Source organism: Pseudomonas sp. KH_021 (assembly GCF_057838865.1).
The window spans coordinates 4,470,069-4,484,607 of sequence record NZ_CM174477.1 but is presented as its reverse complement, the minus strand read 5'-3'; the positions used below and the strand labels follow the sequence as shown (position 1 = coordinate 4,484,607).

Annotated in this window: 13 protein-coding genes; 6 read left to right on the top strand and 7 right to left on the bottom strand. The window is 59.9% G+C overall.

What is annotated here, in order from left to right:
- Positions 1-81 precede the first annotated feature (81 nt).
- The gene (locus AC3IX4_RS20695; RefSeq protein WP_489257251.1) at positions 82-2,340 is read left to right on the top strand and encodes an Orn/Lys/Arg family decarboxylase; all 2,259 of its coding nucleotides are present in this window, start codon (positions 82-84) and stop codon (positions 2,338-2,340) included.
- Positions 2,341-2,358: 18 nt separating this feature from the next.
- Entirely contained in the window at positions 2,359-2,919 is a 561-nt protein-coding gene (locus tag AC3IX4_RS20690; RefSeq protein ID WP_489257250.1) for a GNAT family N-acetyltransferase, read from the top strand.
- A 3-nt stretch (positions 2,920-2,922) separates the two neighbouring features.
- Here the strand turns inward: AC3IX4_RS20690 and AC3IX4_RS20685 are convergent, their stop codons facing one another.
- Positions 2,923-3,816, bottom strand: coding sequence for a LysR substrate-binding domain-containing protein (locus AC3IX4_RS20685; RefSeq protein ID WP_489257249.1), 894 nt, complete (start codon positions 3,814-3,816; stop codon positions 2,923-2,925).
- Between the two features lie 52 nt (positions 3,817-3,868).
- The gene (locus AC3IX4_RS20680; RefSeq protein ID WP_489257248.1) at positions 3,869-4,087 is read right to left on the bottom strand and encodes a hypothetical protein; all 219 of its coding nucleotides are present in this window, start codon (positions 4,085-4,087) and stop codon (positions 3,869-3,871) included.
- A gap of 186 nt (positions 4,088-4,273) precedes the next feature.
- Between AC3IX4_RS20680 and AC3IX4_RS20675 the strand changes: the two genes are divergently transcribed.
- Positions 4,274-4,834: an NADPH-dependent FMN reductase gene (locus AC3IX4_RS20675; protein ID WP_489257247.1), complete on the top strand. Its 561-nt coding sequence runs from the start codon at positions 4,274-4,276 to the stop codon at positions 4,832-4,834.
- Positions 4,835-4,888: 54 nt separating this feature from the next.
- Here AC3IX4_RS20675 and phnX read toward each other — a convergent pair whose 3' ends face one another.
- On the bottom strand, positions 4,889-5,716 hold the full coding sequence (gene phnX, locus AC3IX4_RS20670) for a phosphonoacetaldehyde hydrolase (protein WP_489257246.1): 828 nt from the start codon (positions 5,714-5,716) through the stop codon (positions 4,889-4,891).
- A gap of 56 nt (positions 5,717-5,772) precedes the next feature.
- Complete coding sequence (locus AC3IX4_RS20665; RefSeq protein ID WP_489257245.1) at positions 5,773-6,882, bottom strand: 2-aminoethylphosphonate--pyruvate transaminase; 1,110 nt, start codon at positions 6,880-6,882, stop codon at positions 5,773-5,775.
- Positions 6,883-6,993: 111 nt separating this feature from the next.
- On the opposite strand from AC3IX4_RS20665, the gene AC3IX4_RS20660 reads away from it, so the two are divergent.
- Positions 6,994-7,851, top strand: a complete 858-nt coding sequence (locus tag AC3IX4_RS20660) for a LysR substrate-binding domain-containing protein (RefSeq protein WP_489257244.1) — start codon at positions 6,994-6,996, stop codon at positions 7,849-7,851.
- A gap of 107 nt (positions 7,852-7,958) precedes the next feature.
- Here the strand turns inward: AC3IX4_RS20660 and AC3IX4_RS20655 are convergent, their stop codons facing one another.
- Positions 7,959-8,831 (bottom strand): LysR substrate-binding domain-containing protein, encoded by an 873-nt coding sequence (locus AC3IX4_RS20655; protein ID WP_489257243.1) that lies wholly within the window; start codon positions 8,829-8,831, stop codon positions 7,959-7,961.
- 290 nt (positions 8,832-9,121) lie between these two features.
- Between AC3IX4_RS20655 and AC3IX4_RS20650 the strand changes: the two genes are divergently transcribed.
- Together AC3IX4_RS20650 and AC3IX4_RS20645 are read left to right on the top strand one after the other, a co-directional pair.
- Positions 9,122-10,429 (top strand): MFS transporter, encoded by a 1,308-nt coding sequence (locus AC3IX4_RS20650; protein ID WP_489257242.1) that lies wholly within the window; start codon positions 9,122-9,124, stop codon positions 10,427-10,429.
- Positions 10,430-10,533: 104 nt separating this feature from the next.
- The gene (locus AC3IX4_RS20645; protein WP_489257241.1) at positions 10,534-11,241 is read left to right on the top strand and encodes a YebC/PmpR family DNA-binding transcriptional regulator; all 708 of its coding nucleotides are present in this window, start codon (positions 10,534-10,536) and stop codon (positions 11,239-11,241) included.
- 93 nt (positions 11,242-11,334) lie between these two features.
- On the opposite strand, the gene AC3IX4_RS20640 is transcribed toward AC3IX4_RS20645, so the two are convergent.
- Complete coding sequence (locus AC3IX4_RS20640; protein WP_489257240.1) at positions 11,335-12,618, bottom strand: leucine-rich repeat-containing protein kinase family protein; 1,284 nt, start codon at positions 12,616-12,618, stop codon at positions 11,335-11,337.
- 783 nt (positions 12,619-13,401) lie between these two features.
- Complete coding sequence (gene zapE / locus AC3IX4_RS20635; protein WP_489257239.1) at positions 13,402-14,469, bottom strand: cell division protein ZapE; 1,068 nt, start codon at positions 14,467-14,469, stop codon at positions 13,402-13,404.
- Positions 14,470-14,539 lie beyond the last annotated feature (70 nt).

Sequence of the window (14,539 nt, the reverse complement as noted above, 5' to 3'; positions counted from 1 at the left end):
GCGATGAATGCGCCGCGGTTAGTTTGATGTATTGCAGTGTGGCCATCGCGAGCAAGCTCTGCTCCTACTATGCTTGCGCGTATGTACAAAGACCTGAACTTCCCCATTCTGATCGTCCACCGCGACATCAAGAGCGATTGCGTCGCCGGTGATCGCGTGCGCGGGATTGCTGCCGAGCTTGCCCAGGACGGTTTCAGCATATTGTCCGCCGTCGATTACGCCGAAGCGCGTCTGGTGGCCTCCACCCACCATGGCTTGGCCTGCATGTTGGTGGCGGCCGAGGGCGCCGGCGAAAACACCCACTTGTTACAGAACATGGTCGAGCTGATTCGCCTGGCCCGCACCCGTGCCCCGCATTTGCCGATCTTTGCCTTGGGCGAACAGGTCACCCTGGAAAATGCCCCCGCCGATGCCATGAGCGAACTCAACCAATTGCGTGGCATCCTCTATCTGTTCGAGGACACGGTGCCGTTTCTGGCGCGCCAGGTGGCGCGGGCCGCACACAATTATCTGGATGGTCTGTTGCCGCCGTTTTTCAAGGCGTTGGTGCAACACACCGCCCAATCCAATTATTCATGGCACACCCCAGGCCATGGCGGTGGCGTGGCCTATCGCAAAAGCCCGGTGGGGCAGGCATTTCACCAGTTTTTCGGTGAAAACACCTTGCGCTCGGACTTGTCGGTGTCGGTGCCGGAACTGGGTTCACTGCTTGACCATACCGGCCCCTTGGCGGAGGCGGAAGCGCGCGCCGCGCGCAATTTTGGCGCCGACCATACCTTCTTCGTCATCAATGGCACCTCGACCGCCAACAAGATCGTCTGGCACGCGGTGGTCGGCCGTGATGACCTGGTACTGGTCGATCGCAACTGCCACAAATCGGTGGTGCACGCGATTATCATGACCGGCGCCATCCCGCTGTACCTGTGCCCGGAACGCAACGAACTGGGCATCATCGGCCCGATCCCGCTGAGCGAGTTTACCCACAAAGCCATTCAGGCCAAGATCCAGGCCAACCCACTGGCTCGTGGGCGACCCGCCAAGGTCAAGCTGGCGGTCGTCACCAACTCCACCTATGACGGGCTTTGCTACAACGCCGAATTGATCAAGCAGACGCTGGGCAACAGTGTCGAGGTGCTGCATTTCGACGAAGCCTGGTACGCCTATGCCGCGTTTCACGAGTTTTTCAGAGGGCGCTACGGCATGGGCACCTCGCGCACAGCAAACAGCCCGTTGGTGTTTTCCACTCACTCTACCCACAAATTGTTGGCCGCTTTCAGCCAAGCCTCGATGATCCATGTACAGGATGGCGGTGCCCGGCAACTGGACCGCGATCGCTTCAATGAAGCCTTCATGATGCATATCTCCACCTCGCCTCAATACAGCATCCTCGCGTCGCTGGATGTGTCGTCGGCGATGATGGAGGGACCGGCCGGGCGTTCGCTGATGCAGGAGATGTTCGATGAAGCCCTGAGCTTTCGCCGGGCACTGGCGAACCTGCGTGAGCATATGGTGGCCAGTGATTGGTGGTTCAGCATCTGGCAGCCGCCGCAGCTCAACGGCGGTCACCGCCTGGCGACCGAAGACTGGGTGCTGGCGCCGCAAGCCGAATGGCACGGCTTTGGTGATGTGGCCGAGGACTATGTACTGCTCGACCCGATCCGGGTCACGCTGGTGATGCCGGGATTAAGCGCCGGTGGGGCCTTGAGTGAGCACGGCATTCCTGCTGCCGTGGTCAGCAAATTCCTTTGGGAGCGTGGCCTGGTGGTCGAAAAAACCGGGCTGTACTCCTTTCTGGTGCTGTTCTCCATGGGTATTACCAAAGGCAAGTGGAGCACCTTGCTGACCGAGCTGCTGGAGTTCAAGCGCAGCTACGACGCGAACATTGAACTGACCGCCAGCTTGCCGTGCGTGGCCAGGCTTGATCCGGCCCGCTACCGTGGCCTGGGGTTGCGCGACCTGTGTGACCAGTTGCATGCCTGCTATCGCAGCAACGCGACCGCTAAACACCTCAAGCGTATGTACACCGTGCTGCCGGAGATTGCCATGAAACCTGCCGATGCCTACGACAAGCTGGTGCGTGGCGAAGTGGAAGCTGTACCGATCAATCAACTCATCGGCCGTATCTCGGCTGTGATGCTGGTACCTTACCCCCCGGGCATTCCCTTGATCATGCCCGGTGAACGTTTTACCGAGACGTGTCGTTCAATCATTGATTACTTGGCCTTTGCCCGTGCCTTCAACAGCGGTTTCCCGGGTTTTGATGCAGATGTGCATGGTCTTCAGCACGACCCAGACGAACAGGGCGTGCGGGTTTACACCGTCGATTGCGTCAAGGCGTGAGCGGGTTGTCCACAACAGATGAGGGGGGTTATGAGTTCGTCTATTGCAGGGTTGAAAGTACGTGCGGCAGATGATGGCTTTGCCGACTACGTGCTGGGCAGCGAGTTTGGTTTGATGGTCACAGGCTACTTAACGGCGGTGTTCGGCCAGCCTGTGGGGCAATGGCCCGTCATAGCGGTCGAGCCCTATCGCAAAAGCTATGGCATCGACCCTGACGAATTCAAGAGCTACCGCAATGCGGTCGACAGCGCCGTACTGGTGGCGTACCTGCATGAACAGCCGGTCGGGCATATTGTGGTCAGCACCAACTGGAATGGCTACGGCCATGTGGACGAACTGGCCGTTGCGGCGCCGGCGCGGCGCGCTGGCGTTGCCCATGGCTTACTGGATGCGGCCTGCGCCTGGGCACGGGACAAGCGCTTGCCGGGGCTGATGCTGGAAACCCAGAACAACAACCTGGGCGCCTGCCACCTGTATGAGCGTTTCGGGTTTGAACTGGGCGGTATCGATTACCTGCGGTATCGCGGCATCGATGTGGATACCCGGGAAGTGGCGCTGTTCTGGTATCTGCTGTTCTGAGGCTCAACTGGCCAGCAGGGCGGTGGCCTTTTCGCTGACGATTTCCAGCAGCGCTTTTAGCGCGGGTGAGGCTTCGCTGTGCGTGAGTGTCAGCGCATACAGGGTGATCGGGATCGCCGGGGCGATCGGGCAGACATCGAGCCCGCTTGCCTTGGCGCCAATGGCGGTGAAGGGGTCGACCACGGCCAGGCCTTCACCGGCCTCGACCATGCAGCGCATCATCGGGTAGGTCTGCACGCGGGTCTGAATGAGCGGGGCGGGGCGTAGGGTTTGCAGTTTGCTTTCCAGCAGGCGGCGCAGTGGGTCATGCCCCTGCAGGCCGATCATGGTCTGGCCGGCAAGGTCTTGCAGGGCAATGTATTTCTGTTTCGCCGCCAGCCAGCCATGGGGCGCAAGCAGCTGCAGCTTGCCCTGGGCCAAAGGCACATCAGTAATGGCCGGTTGATCACTGGGCGCAAGGCTCAGGCCTACATCACTTTCATGCAGCAGCAGGCTGTGCATGATCTGGGCGTTACTCAGGCTGGACAGCGAGCAGGACGCCTCACGAAAGCGCCGATGCAGGGCCGCGATACTCTGGGGCAGCAGTTGCTGGGCCAGGGTAGGGGTACAGGCAACCCGCAGGGGTGGGTCTTGATGCTGGCGCAAGTCGCCGGCAAGCCTGCGAATAGGCTCGATGCGCTCGTACAAGCGGTTGAGTTCGGGTTCCAGCGCCTGAGCTTCGCGAGTCGGTTGCAAGCGCCCGCGTCCTTGCACGAACAGCAAGTAGCCCAATTGCTGTTCGGCATCTTGCAAGGTGGCGCTGACGGTGGCGGAGGAAAGATCCAGCGAAGCAGCTGCCGCCGTCAGATTGCCGGTTTGCAAGATCGCCTGGATCACTTCGATATGACGCAGTCGCATGAACTCCCTTTCTCTCAGGTAATGACCTTGCTGGGCCCTATCCTACGGCAGTTCAGGGAACGCGGGTGATCTCGACGCCGCTTTGGACCAATACGAAGACATCTTCCTGGAGATGATTGACGCGATCGCCAATGGCCAGGCGGTAGGTGGTGATTGGGGCGCTGGGGCTGCTGCCATCGGTTTGGAGCGTGGATTCCTGGTACTCATGCACGGGATAAATCCGGCCTTCGGCGTCCCTTGCGTGAAATTGTCCTACGAGTACTGCGGCCATTTGTTTAAGAACCTCTAGAAAAATCCACTATTTACGTCAGCTGTAGACCACTGATTTATCGACGAAGTTTTGCTGACACTGAAAAATAAACGTCTGGTCGACAGAACGAAAGCACCATACAGCGGAATAATCCTTTAGTGTCATCTATAACTTAACCTTTCCATGTCAGATAAGTCGGAAACTTTCATGAGCAAAGTCTATTCGGTGGCCGTGGTGGTCGGCAGTCTGAGGAAGGAATCGTTTAATCGCAAGGTCGCCTTGGCTTTGAAAAGCCTGGCGCCTGCCAGTCTTTCGCTGGAGTTGGTCGAGATTGGTGAGTTACCGCTGTACAACGAAGATATCGACATCGACCCGCCGCCAGCGGCCTATAGCACTTTTCGCGAAAAGATCCGTAACAGTGACGCGGTTCTGTTTGTCACGCCGGAATACAACCGTTCGGTGCCGGGTGTGATGAAAAATGCCATTGACGTCGGCTCGCGGCCTTATGGCAAAAGCGTGTGGAACAAAAAGCCGGGTGCGGTCATCAGTGTATCCCCAGGTGCCGTGGGTGGCTTTGGTGCCAATCACCATCTGCGCCAGTCCCTGGTGTTTCTGAATGTGCCGTGCATGCAAATGCCGGAGGCCTATGTGGGGCGCGCGGCCTCGCTGTTCGATGGGGCCGGCAAGTTGTCGGAGCAAACCCGACCGTTCTTGCAGGCTTTTATCGACAGCTACGGACAGTGGGTCGAGAAACAGCTCAGGGAATGAAGCAAAAGCGCCGCAACCCTTTTTCGGGGCTGCGGCGTTTTTGTATCAAAAAGCTCAGACCGCTTGCGGGGTCTCGCCTTTGGCCAGGCGACGGTTGATGTCGGCGACCACCTCTGGCAATTCGTTGATAGTGTCGATCAGGTAGTGCGGGCGTGAACCTTCGAACAGCGCGTGGATACGCTTGCGCTCGGCATCCAGTTGCTCCGAGCCCAGGGCGCGGTAGCCTTCATAGGTCAGGCCCAGGGCATTGCCGGAGCAGACCAGTGCTACGGTCCACATCCCGGCACGACGGCCTTCCAGAATACCCGGCACGGTGTCATCGACCTTGACGCATGCCGCCACGTCGTCGATGCCCAGTGCGATCACGTTGGCCAGGGCCTGGGCCGGCCATGGGCGACCGTTCGGTACTTCATCGGTGGCAACCACGTGGTCGGCGACATAGCCGTTCTTGGCCGCCAGTTCTACGACCTTTTCCATGACCACGGCCGGGTAGCCGGAGCAGGAGCCGATTTTCAGACCGTCATTGCGCAATTGGGTAATGATGTCCAATGCACCCGGAATCAGCGCCGAATGAGTGGCGATCTTTTCGATCTGCAGCGGCATGAAACGGTTGTAGAGGGCGGTCACATCATCATCGGTCGGGGTACGGCCAAAGACACTCTTGTAACGCTCGGCGATCTGCGGCTGATTGCACAGGGTGCGGATGTGGTCCCACTTACCCATGCCCATCGGGCCGCGCGCTTCTTCGATGGACACCTGCACGTCGAACTCACCGAAGGCTTCGACAAAAATCTGGGTGGGGGCGAAGGAGCCAAAATCGACCACGGTGCCGGCCCAGTCGAGGATGGCGGCCTGGAGTTGGGTAGGGTTCTGGTAGTTCATGTCGTAGGTTCCTTGATCAGTCGGGCTGCAAATAAGGGTTAACGATGCGGTTCGGTTCAGATGTCCAGCACTTCCATTTCACGCAACACTTCAGCGATGGCATTGACGGCGGCGCGCATACCCTCCGGGCCCACGCAGCCGATGCTGCCGACGCGGAAGGTTTCGACCTGGGTCAATTTGCCGGGGTAAAGGATGAAACCCTTGGCCTTGACGCGCTCGTAGAAGTCCTTGAACTGGTAGCGGACGTCAGTGGGGGCGTGGAAGGTGACGATGATCGGCGCCTGGATCTCGGCGGGCAGGAAGCTGCGCAGGCCGATGTCAGCCATGCCGTCGAGCAGCGTCTTGCAGTTGGCCACATAGCGGGCGTGGCGAGCGGGCAGGCCGCCTTCTTCGTTGTACTGCAGCAGCGCTTCATGCAGTGCCGCTACCACATGGGTGGGTGGGGTGAAGCGCCATTGGCCTGTCTTGGCCATGTAGGTGTGCTGGTCGTAAAGGTCCATGGCCAGCGAGTGGGCGTTGCCTTCGGCCTTGGCCAGCGAGTCTTTGGCAGTAAATACGAAGCCCATGCCCGGTACGCCTTCCAGGCACTTGCCTGAGGCGGCGATCAAGGCGTCGAAGGGGATTTCCCGGGCGTCGATGGGCAAGGCACCGAACGAGCTCATGGCATCGATGATCAGGCGCTTGCCATGTTGGGCCACTACCTGGGCGATTTCTGGCAACGGGTTGAGAATCCCGGTGCTGGTTTCACAGTGGATCAACGCCACATGGGTAATGGCATCGTCGGCGCGCAGCAGACGGTCGACGTCTTCGGCGGTGGTGGGTTCGTCTTCGCCGGTTTCAAAGGTGCTGAACGCGCGGCCCAGTACTTTGCAGATCTTGGCCAGCCGCTGGCCGTAAGCCCCGTTGATCAGCACCAGCACCTTGCCGTCTCGTGGTACCAGGGTGCCGATAGCTGCCTCTACGGCGAAGGTGCCACTGCCTTGCAGGGGGACGCAGTGGTGGCTGTCGGCGCCATTGACGATAGCCAGCAGTTGTTGGCAGAGGCTGGCGGTCAGGTCATTGAAGGTATTGTCCCACGAACCCCAGTCAACCATCATCGCCTGCCGGGTACGGCTCGAGGTCGTCAGTGGGCCAGGGGTAAGCAGGATTGGGGCAGCGGTACTCATTCTGGATTCCTCACAAGCGGTGGGCTGAACTTATGGTGCTTAAGTTGCAATTCTGCGGTCCATCAATCAAATTGTTTATTGTTATGCCAACCATAAGTCAGGCCGATAGTTATGAACCTGTTCCAATTGCGCGCATTCGATGCCGTGGCCCGTGAGGGCAGTTTTACCCGCGCCGCCGAGCGGCTGTTCATCAGCCAGCCAGCGGTCACTGGTCACGTTAAAGCGTTGGAGGAGCACTACCAGATCACCTTGCTACGGCGTACTGCCCGGCGAGTGGAATTGACGGACGAGGGCATTCGCCTGTCCGCCATCACCCGTGCCATGTTCGGTTTGGTCGAGGAAGCCCAGGCGATGCTGGAAGCCAACCGACAATTGCTGACAGGGCGCCTGGAAATCGCGGCTGATGGTCCGCACCAAGTCATGCCGATGCTGGCCAGCTTGCGTGAGCGTTACCCTGGCATTACCGTCAATTTGCGCCTGGGCAATGCCCAGGAGACGCTGACGGCGCTGCTCAGCGAGCACGCGGATGTGGCGGTGATGACCGATGTGGAGTTGCGCAAGGGCTTGCACCTGCAAGCAATGAGTCCGTCACGCATGTGCGCATTGGTGCCGGCTGGACACCCTTGGGCGGATGCGCAGGTGATCGAGCTGCACCAACTGCATCAGCAGATCATGGTGCTGCGCGAACCCAGTTCGATTACCCGGCGCACCTTTGACGACGCCTGTGCTTTGGCACAGGTCCAGCCCCGGGTGCTGCTGGAGTTGGACAGCCGTGAAGCAGTCACCGAGGCGGTGGCGGCGCATCTGGGAATCGGGACTGTGTCGTCGATAGAGGTTAGCCATGACCCGCGGGTGATCGCAGTCCCTATCGAGGGCGAGGGGTTGGTCAACCAGCATATGGTGGGATGCCTGGAACGGCGACGGGAGTTGCGCTTGATTCAGGCCTTCCTGGCATTGGCTCTGCTGTAGGAGCAGAGCTTGCTCGCGATGGCATCGCTGCGGTCTACCTGAAAGCTGCAGCGATTCCGCGGTCTACCTGAGAGTCGCAGCGATGCCATCGCGAGCAAGCTCTGCTCCTACAGCAGGCTCTCACGCACCATCTCCAGAAAGGTCGCCACCACCCGCCGCGAACCTTGTTCACGCAGGCACACCAGTGTTTCCGTGAGCCGTCGCTTGCAGTCGACAATCGGCAACGCGCACACCCTGGCATCGGCACCGAACTCCGCGGCGGAGACCACACCGACGCCGATCCCCACCACCACCGCTTCGCGCGCCGCTTCCCGGCCTTCGACTTCAATGGCCGGTCGAATTCGCAGGCCGGCTTGTTGCATTTCTTCTTCCAGCGTTTGCCGGGTGACTGACCCGACTTCGCGCAACACCAAGGGTGTGTCGTCCAGATCGGCGAGGCTGATCGAGTCGCGATGGGCCCAAGGGTGTTGCAGCGACACAAAGGCCACCATCGGGTCATTGCGCATCGGCACGCAGAGCAAGCGTTCGTCGGTCACATCGCGGCCAAGCAGGGCCAGATCGGCTTGGTAATTGAATAGGCGTAGCAGTGATTCGTCGGTGTTGCCGGTTTCGATCTTCACCCGGATGCCGGGGTAGCGCTCGCAGAAACGGGCGATCAACGGCAGCACGTGCACCGGTGCATCCACTGCCAATACCAGTGTGCCGGTCTGCAGGGCGCGGGAGGCCTGCAGCAGCTCGTGGGCTTCGGTTTCGCAGGTAAACATGCGCTGAGTGATCAGCAGCAGGCGTTCACCCAGATCGCTCAGGCGTACCGAGCGTTTGTTGCGGTGAAACAGCAATACGCCGAATCGCTCTTCAAGTTTACGCACCTGATCCGAGATCGCCGGCTGGGTGAGGAACAACCGTTCGGCGGCTCGCGTGAAGCTGCCATGTTGGGCGACGGCATGAAACGCCTTGAGCTGCGCGTGTGAAACCGACATACCTGCACCTCTTAAAAGCTGGACTTATATTTGAAATACGATAAATCGATTTTATTTATTAGCCAGTAATTGTTTCTAATCTTTTCGGCCTAACGCTGCTGGCGGCCGACTGCAGCGTAGGGCCATGGGCCTGGGCTGCGTCCATAGACCCAAAACCCATGCATGTCCGCCAGGTTCTTGACTGACCCAGCGGCGGCCCGACCGGCCGTCACTGAGAGTGCTCAACACAATAAAAACAGGCGTTTTTTCTCAATTCTGCCGGCACACTCGTATCCGAGGTCAGACTCATCATGAAAAAACAGATAGCTACCCTCCAGCGTTGGCGCGTACAGATCTTCGCCATTACCTGGTTGGCCTACGCGGCCTTCTACTTCACTCGCAAAGCGTTTTCAGTCGCCAAGCTTGGTATTGGCGAAGACCCTTTGTTTCACCTCGACAAAATGGCCATGGCCAACCTGGATGCCATCTACCTGGCGGCCTATGCCGTGGGGCAATTCACCTGGGGGATGCTGGCCGACCGCTTTGGCCCTCGAGTCGTGGTACTGGGTGGTTTGGTCATCTCTGCTGCCGCCGCCGTGGTGATGGGTAGTTTTGCAACCTTTCCGATCTTTGCCGCGTGCATGTTGGTCCAAGGCCTGGCGCAGTCCACTGGGTGGTCAGGGTTGTGCAAGAACATTGGCAGCTTTTTCCCCACCCAGCAGCGCGGGAGGGTGCTGGGGCTGTGGAGCTCCTGCTACGCCTTCGGCGGCCTGGTCGCCTCACCCTTTGCCGGTTGGTGGGCCTATACACTGATTGGCACCTGGCACGCGGCCTTCATCTCCAGCGCCGCGGTGGTGGCGTCGGTGGCCGTGCTGTTTTTCATCTTCCAGCGCAACAAACCTGAAGATGTCGGCCTGCCGGCGGTTGAGCCCGAGCCACAAACCATCGGCACCAGCGCCACGTTGTGCAGCGTCTGGGCTCCGTTCAAGGAGATCTTGCGTAATCGCACGGTGCTGACCTTGGGCCTGGCCTACTTTCTGCTCAAGCCTGCGCGCTACGCCATCTTGCTGTGGGGGCCGGTGATCGTGTTCGAACAAATGCCCACGGTGGGCAAGGTCGGGGCGGCGATTATCCCGACGGCGTTCGAGTTGGCCGGGCTGCTTGGCCCGATCATGATCGGCCTGGCTTCGGACAAAATCTTCGGCGCCCGGCGCATGCCTGCCTGTGTGCTGAGCCTGTTGGCCCTGACGGTCACTCTGGCTCTGTTCATGGGCGCGCTGCACACCGGCAGCGTCACCCTGGTGGTGTGCCTGCTGTTTTTCATGGGCCTGACACTGTACGGCCCGGACTCGATGATCAGCGGCGCGGCCGCCATCGATTTCGGCACCGCCAAGGCGGGTGCCACGGCAGCCGGCTTCGTCAATGGTTGCGGCTCGGTGGGAGCGATTCTCGGCGGCCTGCTGCCGGGCTACTTCGACACGGTCACTGTGTTCATGGTTTTCGCCGGTTGTGCACTGTTTTCGGCACTGGTGCTGCTACCGCATTGGAACAGTCGCCCGGCTGTCGTCAGCGATGTCCTGGTGGCGGCGCCTGAACAGCCGATCCCGCTGCGTACTTGATAGCTATCGCGCGGGCTAAGTTTTAAATTTGCAGGGATTGTCGATAAACTGGCGCAAAGTGCCGATCGCTAACGGAATCGGCGCACCGAGCAAGAGAGTCAGTAATGGGCGCACAGTGGAAAGCTAAACACCGGGAAGCGGCAGCCAACGCCAAAGGGCGGATTTTCGGCAAGCTGGTCAAAGAGATATCAGTCGCTGCCCGTGCTGGCACCGATATCGACACCAACCCTCGCCTGCGGTTGGCGGTGGAGCAGGCCAAAAAAGCCTCGATGACGCGCGAGACGCTGGAGCGGGCGATCAAGAAGGGCTCTGGCACCGGCGAAGAAGCCGTCAACTACACCCTGGTGACCTATGAGGGTTTCGCCCCTCACCAGGTCCCGTTGATCGTCGAATGCCTGACCGACAACGTCAACCGCACTGTCGCTCAAATCCGTGTGCTGTTCCGCAAGGGCACGATGGGGGCTTCAGGATCGGTGGCCTGGGACTTCAACCATGTGGGTATGATCGAAGCTACCCCCGATACTCCGGACGCCGACCCGGAACTGGCCGCCATCGAAGCGGGCGCCCAGGATTTCGAACCGGCTGATGAGGGCGCGACCCTGTTCGTCACCGAAATCACTGACCTGGACGCAGTGCAGAAAGCCTTGCCAGACCAGGGCTTTACGGTCGTTTCGGCCAAGATCGGCTACATCTCCAAGAACCCTGTGACCATCGAAGACGAAACCCAGCTGGCTGAAGTCGAGGCCTTCCTGGATGCCATCGACGGCAACGATGACGTGCAGAACGTTTACGTCGGCCTGGCCACCCTGTAGGAGCAGAGTTTATCGGGGCGCCGAACCGTCGCGATGGCATCACCGCGGTCTTCCTGAGAACTGCAGCGATGCCATCGCAGGCAAGCCTGGCTCCTACAATTGCAATTGCCGATGAATGTCGGCAAAACTTGGCCTGGCCATGACCGATGGCTGCACACAGGCCTGCTGCAGGGCGCGCAACGAAGGGTCACTGTCTTCGCAGCGCTCAAGCAACTCTTCCAGTAACAACCCGAATGCCCTGACTTCGATGCGCTGCAACGCCGCGGCATCATCGCTTGCGCGTGGGTAGAACGAAGCGGCACCAAAATCCCCGAATACCGCATCACCCTGTTCGCTGCACAGAATGTTGTGGGCGTACAGGTCGCCATGGAGGATGCCCAGGCTGTGGAGGTGCTCGGCCACCGACGCCATGGCGCAGGCGATACGCCGGGCTGCAGGCATGTTGAAGCGAACCTGCTCGGCGTAGATGTCGCGGGTGCAGGACTCAAGGCTTGGGGGGCCTGCGAGGTTGGCAAGTTGCGGATCGATAAGGTCCATGACCAGCCCGGCCTGGCCTTGCGGATGAGCGCAGACTCGCCCCTCGATACCGATCAGATGCCGGTGGTTGCCTGCGATCAATGAGGCGGTCATTTCATGGCTCGGCAAGCCATCGCTGGTGATATCACCCTTGTATAGCTTGACCGCCACTTCACGCTGGGAGGCTGCCCAACGGGCTTGGTAAATGACCCCTGAAGCGCCTTGTCCCAGCGTCGTATGCAGCTTCAATTGCGACCAGTCGATCAGTGCCGCCGCGGGCTCGGCAGGGGGCAGGAACCCTTCGGTCAGCGGGTTGCCGGCAAACGCGAGCCATGCCAGGCGTGGCATGTTCAACAGCCAGCCGGGCAGGGTGGTCAGGTGGTTGGCGGCCAGCCGGAGCAGCTCCAGTTGCTGGCAGCGAGCCAGACGCTCGGGCAGCGATCTGAGGCGATTACCGGCCAGCATGAGTTTCTGCAGCTCGGCACAGTCACCGATCTGTTCGGGGAGCGATTCGATCCGGTTGTCGGTCAGCACCAGGCTGCGCAAGCGCGGCGGCAGGGCGCTGGCCGGTACATGCTCGATCTGGCAGGCCCTGAAGCCCACCACCTGCAATTGCAGGCATTGGCCGATGCTGGCGGGTAATTCAGTGAACGGGTTGTTGGAGCAGAACAACACTCGCAGGTGTTTGAGCCGTCCCAGGTCACTGGGCAGGCTGCGCAAGTGATTGCCGGACAGGCTGAGCACTTGCAGGGTATCGGCCAGCGAAAAGATTTCCTGCGGGAATTCATCCAGCCCGCAGGCCAGGTCCAGGTGCGTGCTGCCCGCCAGGCGTCCGGCTTTCAAATCGTCGAGGGTATGCATGAGCTCTCCAGAAATCGCGTGCGCCATCATACCCGTGTAGGAGCCAGCCTTGCAGGCTGTGTGAAAACTCAAAATTTGGTTGATTTAGGGGGTACTTGACCCCCTCCCGACTAGTCGATCGTCGCGTGTACGCGATTACAGGAGGTCGTTTTTTGAGTGGGTCGACTTTTGTCGGAGTTTTCACACAGCCTGCTTGGCTGCGATGGCATCACCGCGGATCATCGCAGACCGCGGTGATGCCATCGCAGCATAGGTATCTACACAATTCTGGGGCAGCGCGGCTCTTGTAGCCGCTGCCGAGGTACGAGGCTGCGATCGGCGGCGAAGCCGTCGTAAATTCAGGCCCTTCGGTGTGCCTGATGGATTACGGTCTCAGGTTTTACGGCCGCTTCGCTGCCGATCGCAGCCTCGTACCTCGTCAGCGGCTACATTCGTAGCAGTAGACGAGTTCAGCGAGGCCAGGTCCGGGGACGTAGTCCTCGCAAAGCCTGTACTCGCGGTGTATCTGAATACTGAAGTGCCAGGTTTTACGACTGCTGCGCAGCCGGACGTGGCCTCGTTCTACTCGTCCACTGCTACGAAATGCAGTACACCAAAAGATGTGTAGATACCTATGGCCATAGCAGCCAAGCAGGCTGTGTGAAAACTCCGACAAAAGTCGACCCACTCAAAAAACGACCTCCTGTAATCGCGTACACGCGACGATCGACTAGTCGGGAGGGGGTCAAGTACCCCCTAAATCAACCAAATTTTGAGTTTTCACACAGCCTGCAAGGCTGGCTCCTACAGCAGTTGGCCCAGCCGGCTGCGGGTCCGTGCCAGGTCCGCGGCGGTGCCGCCCAGGGTTTCGCGCAGCGGCCGTTCGCCGATCAGAAACAAACGCTTGTCCTGGTCGTAGAGCACGTCTATCAAATTGATAAAGCGTTGTTGCGCGGCCTCCGTGCAATCTTCCAGATCGGGCAGGCGGTCAATGATCCAGGTGTCGAAGCGCCGGCTCAGTTCCAGGTAATCCATCACGGCAGTGGGGTGTTCGCAGATATCGCTGAAATTGAAGTGAATGGTCCTGTCCCGGCACAAGCGTGCCTGCAAGTCGCGGGTGCCGACCGCCACGGCAAAGGGCGGGCTGTCCTGGGGCGGCAGTTGCAGGGCCTGACGTTGGGCTGCACTGCCCGGCCAGATGTAATGGCCTTGGGTGAACAACTGACCGACTCCAGACTCCGGTTGGCTGCGATAGTCATGGGGGCCGCCCACTTCCATGACCTGCATATGCGCGTTGATCAGCTTGATGACCGGCAAAAAGCGTTCGTGGTAGAGCGGGTTAGGCAGCAGCCCTTCTGGCGGGTAGTTGGAGGTGACCAGCACAAAGATGCCGCGCTCGAACAAGGCGGTGAACAACCGCTTGATCAACATGGCATCGCCTATGTCATGGACATGGAACTCGTCGAAACACAGCAGCCGGCAATCGTCGAGCAACTCGTCCAGTGTCAGCGCCAGGGCGTTAGCCTTGCCGGTGTGGCGAAACATGCCTTGATGCAACTGGGCAAAGAAGTCATGAAAGTGCAGGCGACGCTTCTGGGTGAGCGGGATCGCCCGATAGAACCCGTCCAGCAACCAGCTCTTGCCGCGCCCGACCGCCCCGTGCAGGTACAGGCTGCGTGCGTTTGGTTCATGCAGTTGCCCGGCCTGTTCGGCCATGGTCTGGATCACCTGTTGTTGGCTGTGGCTCAGGGTGTAGCCCTGCTGGCTGGCCTTTTTTTGAAAGTAATCGGTGATGTGTTGGCCGTGCCGGCTGTTGCCGAGCGTGCGCAACGGTGTGCCCAGCCATGATTTTTTCGACGGTAAAACAGCCAATTGAAAAGTCCTCACATGCATCCAGGCTCGCCTGGCGCGAGCGCCGCTAATTTAACCGAGCGCTCGGCAA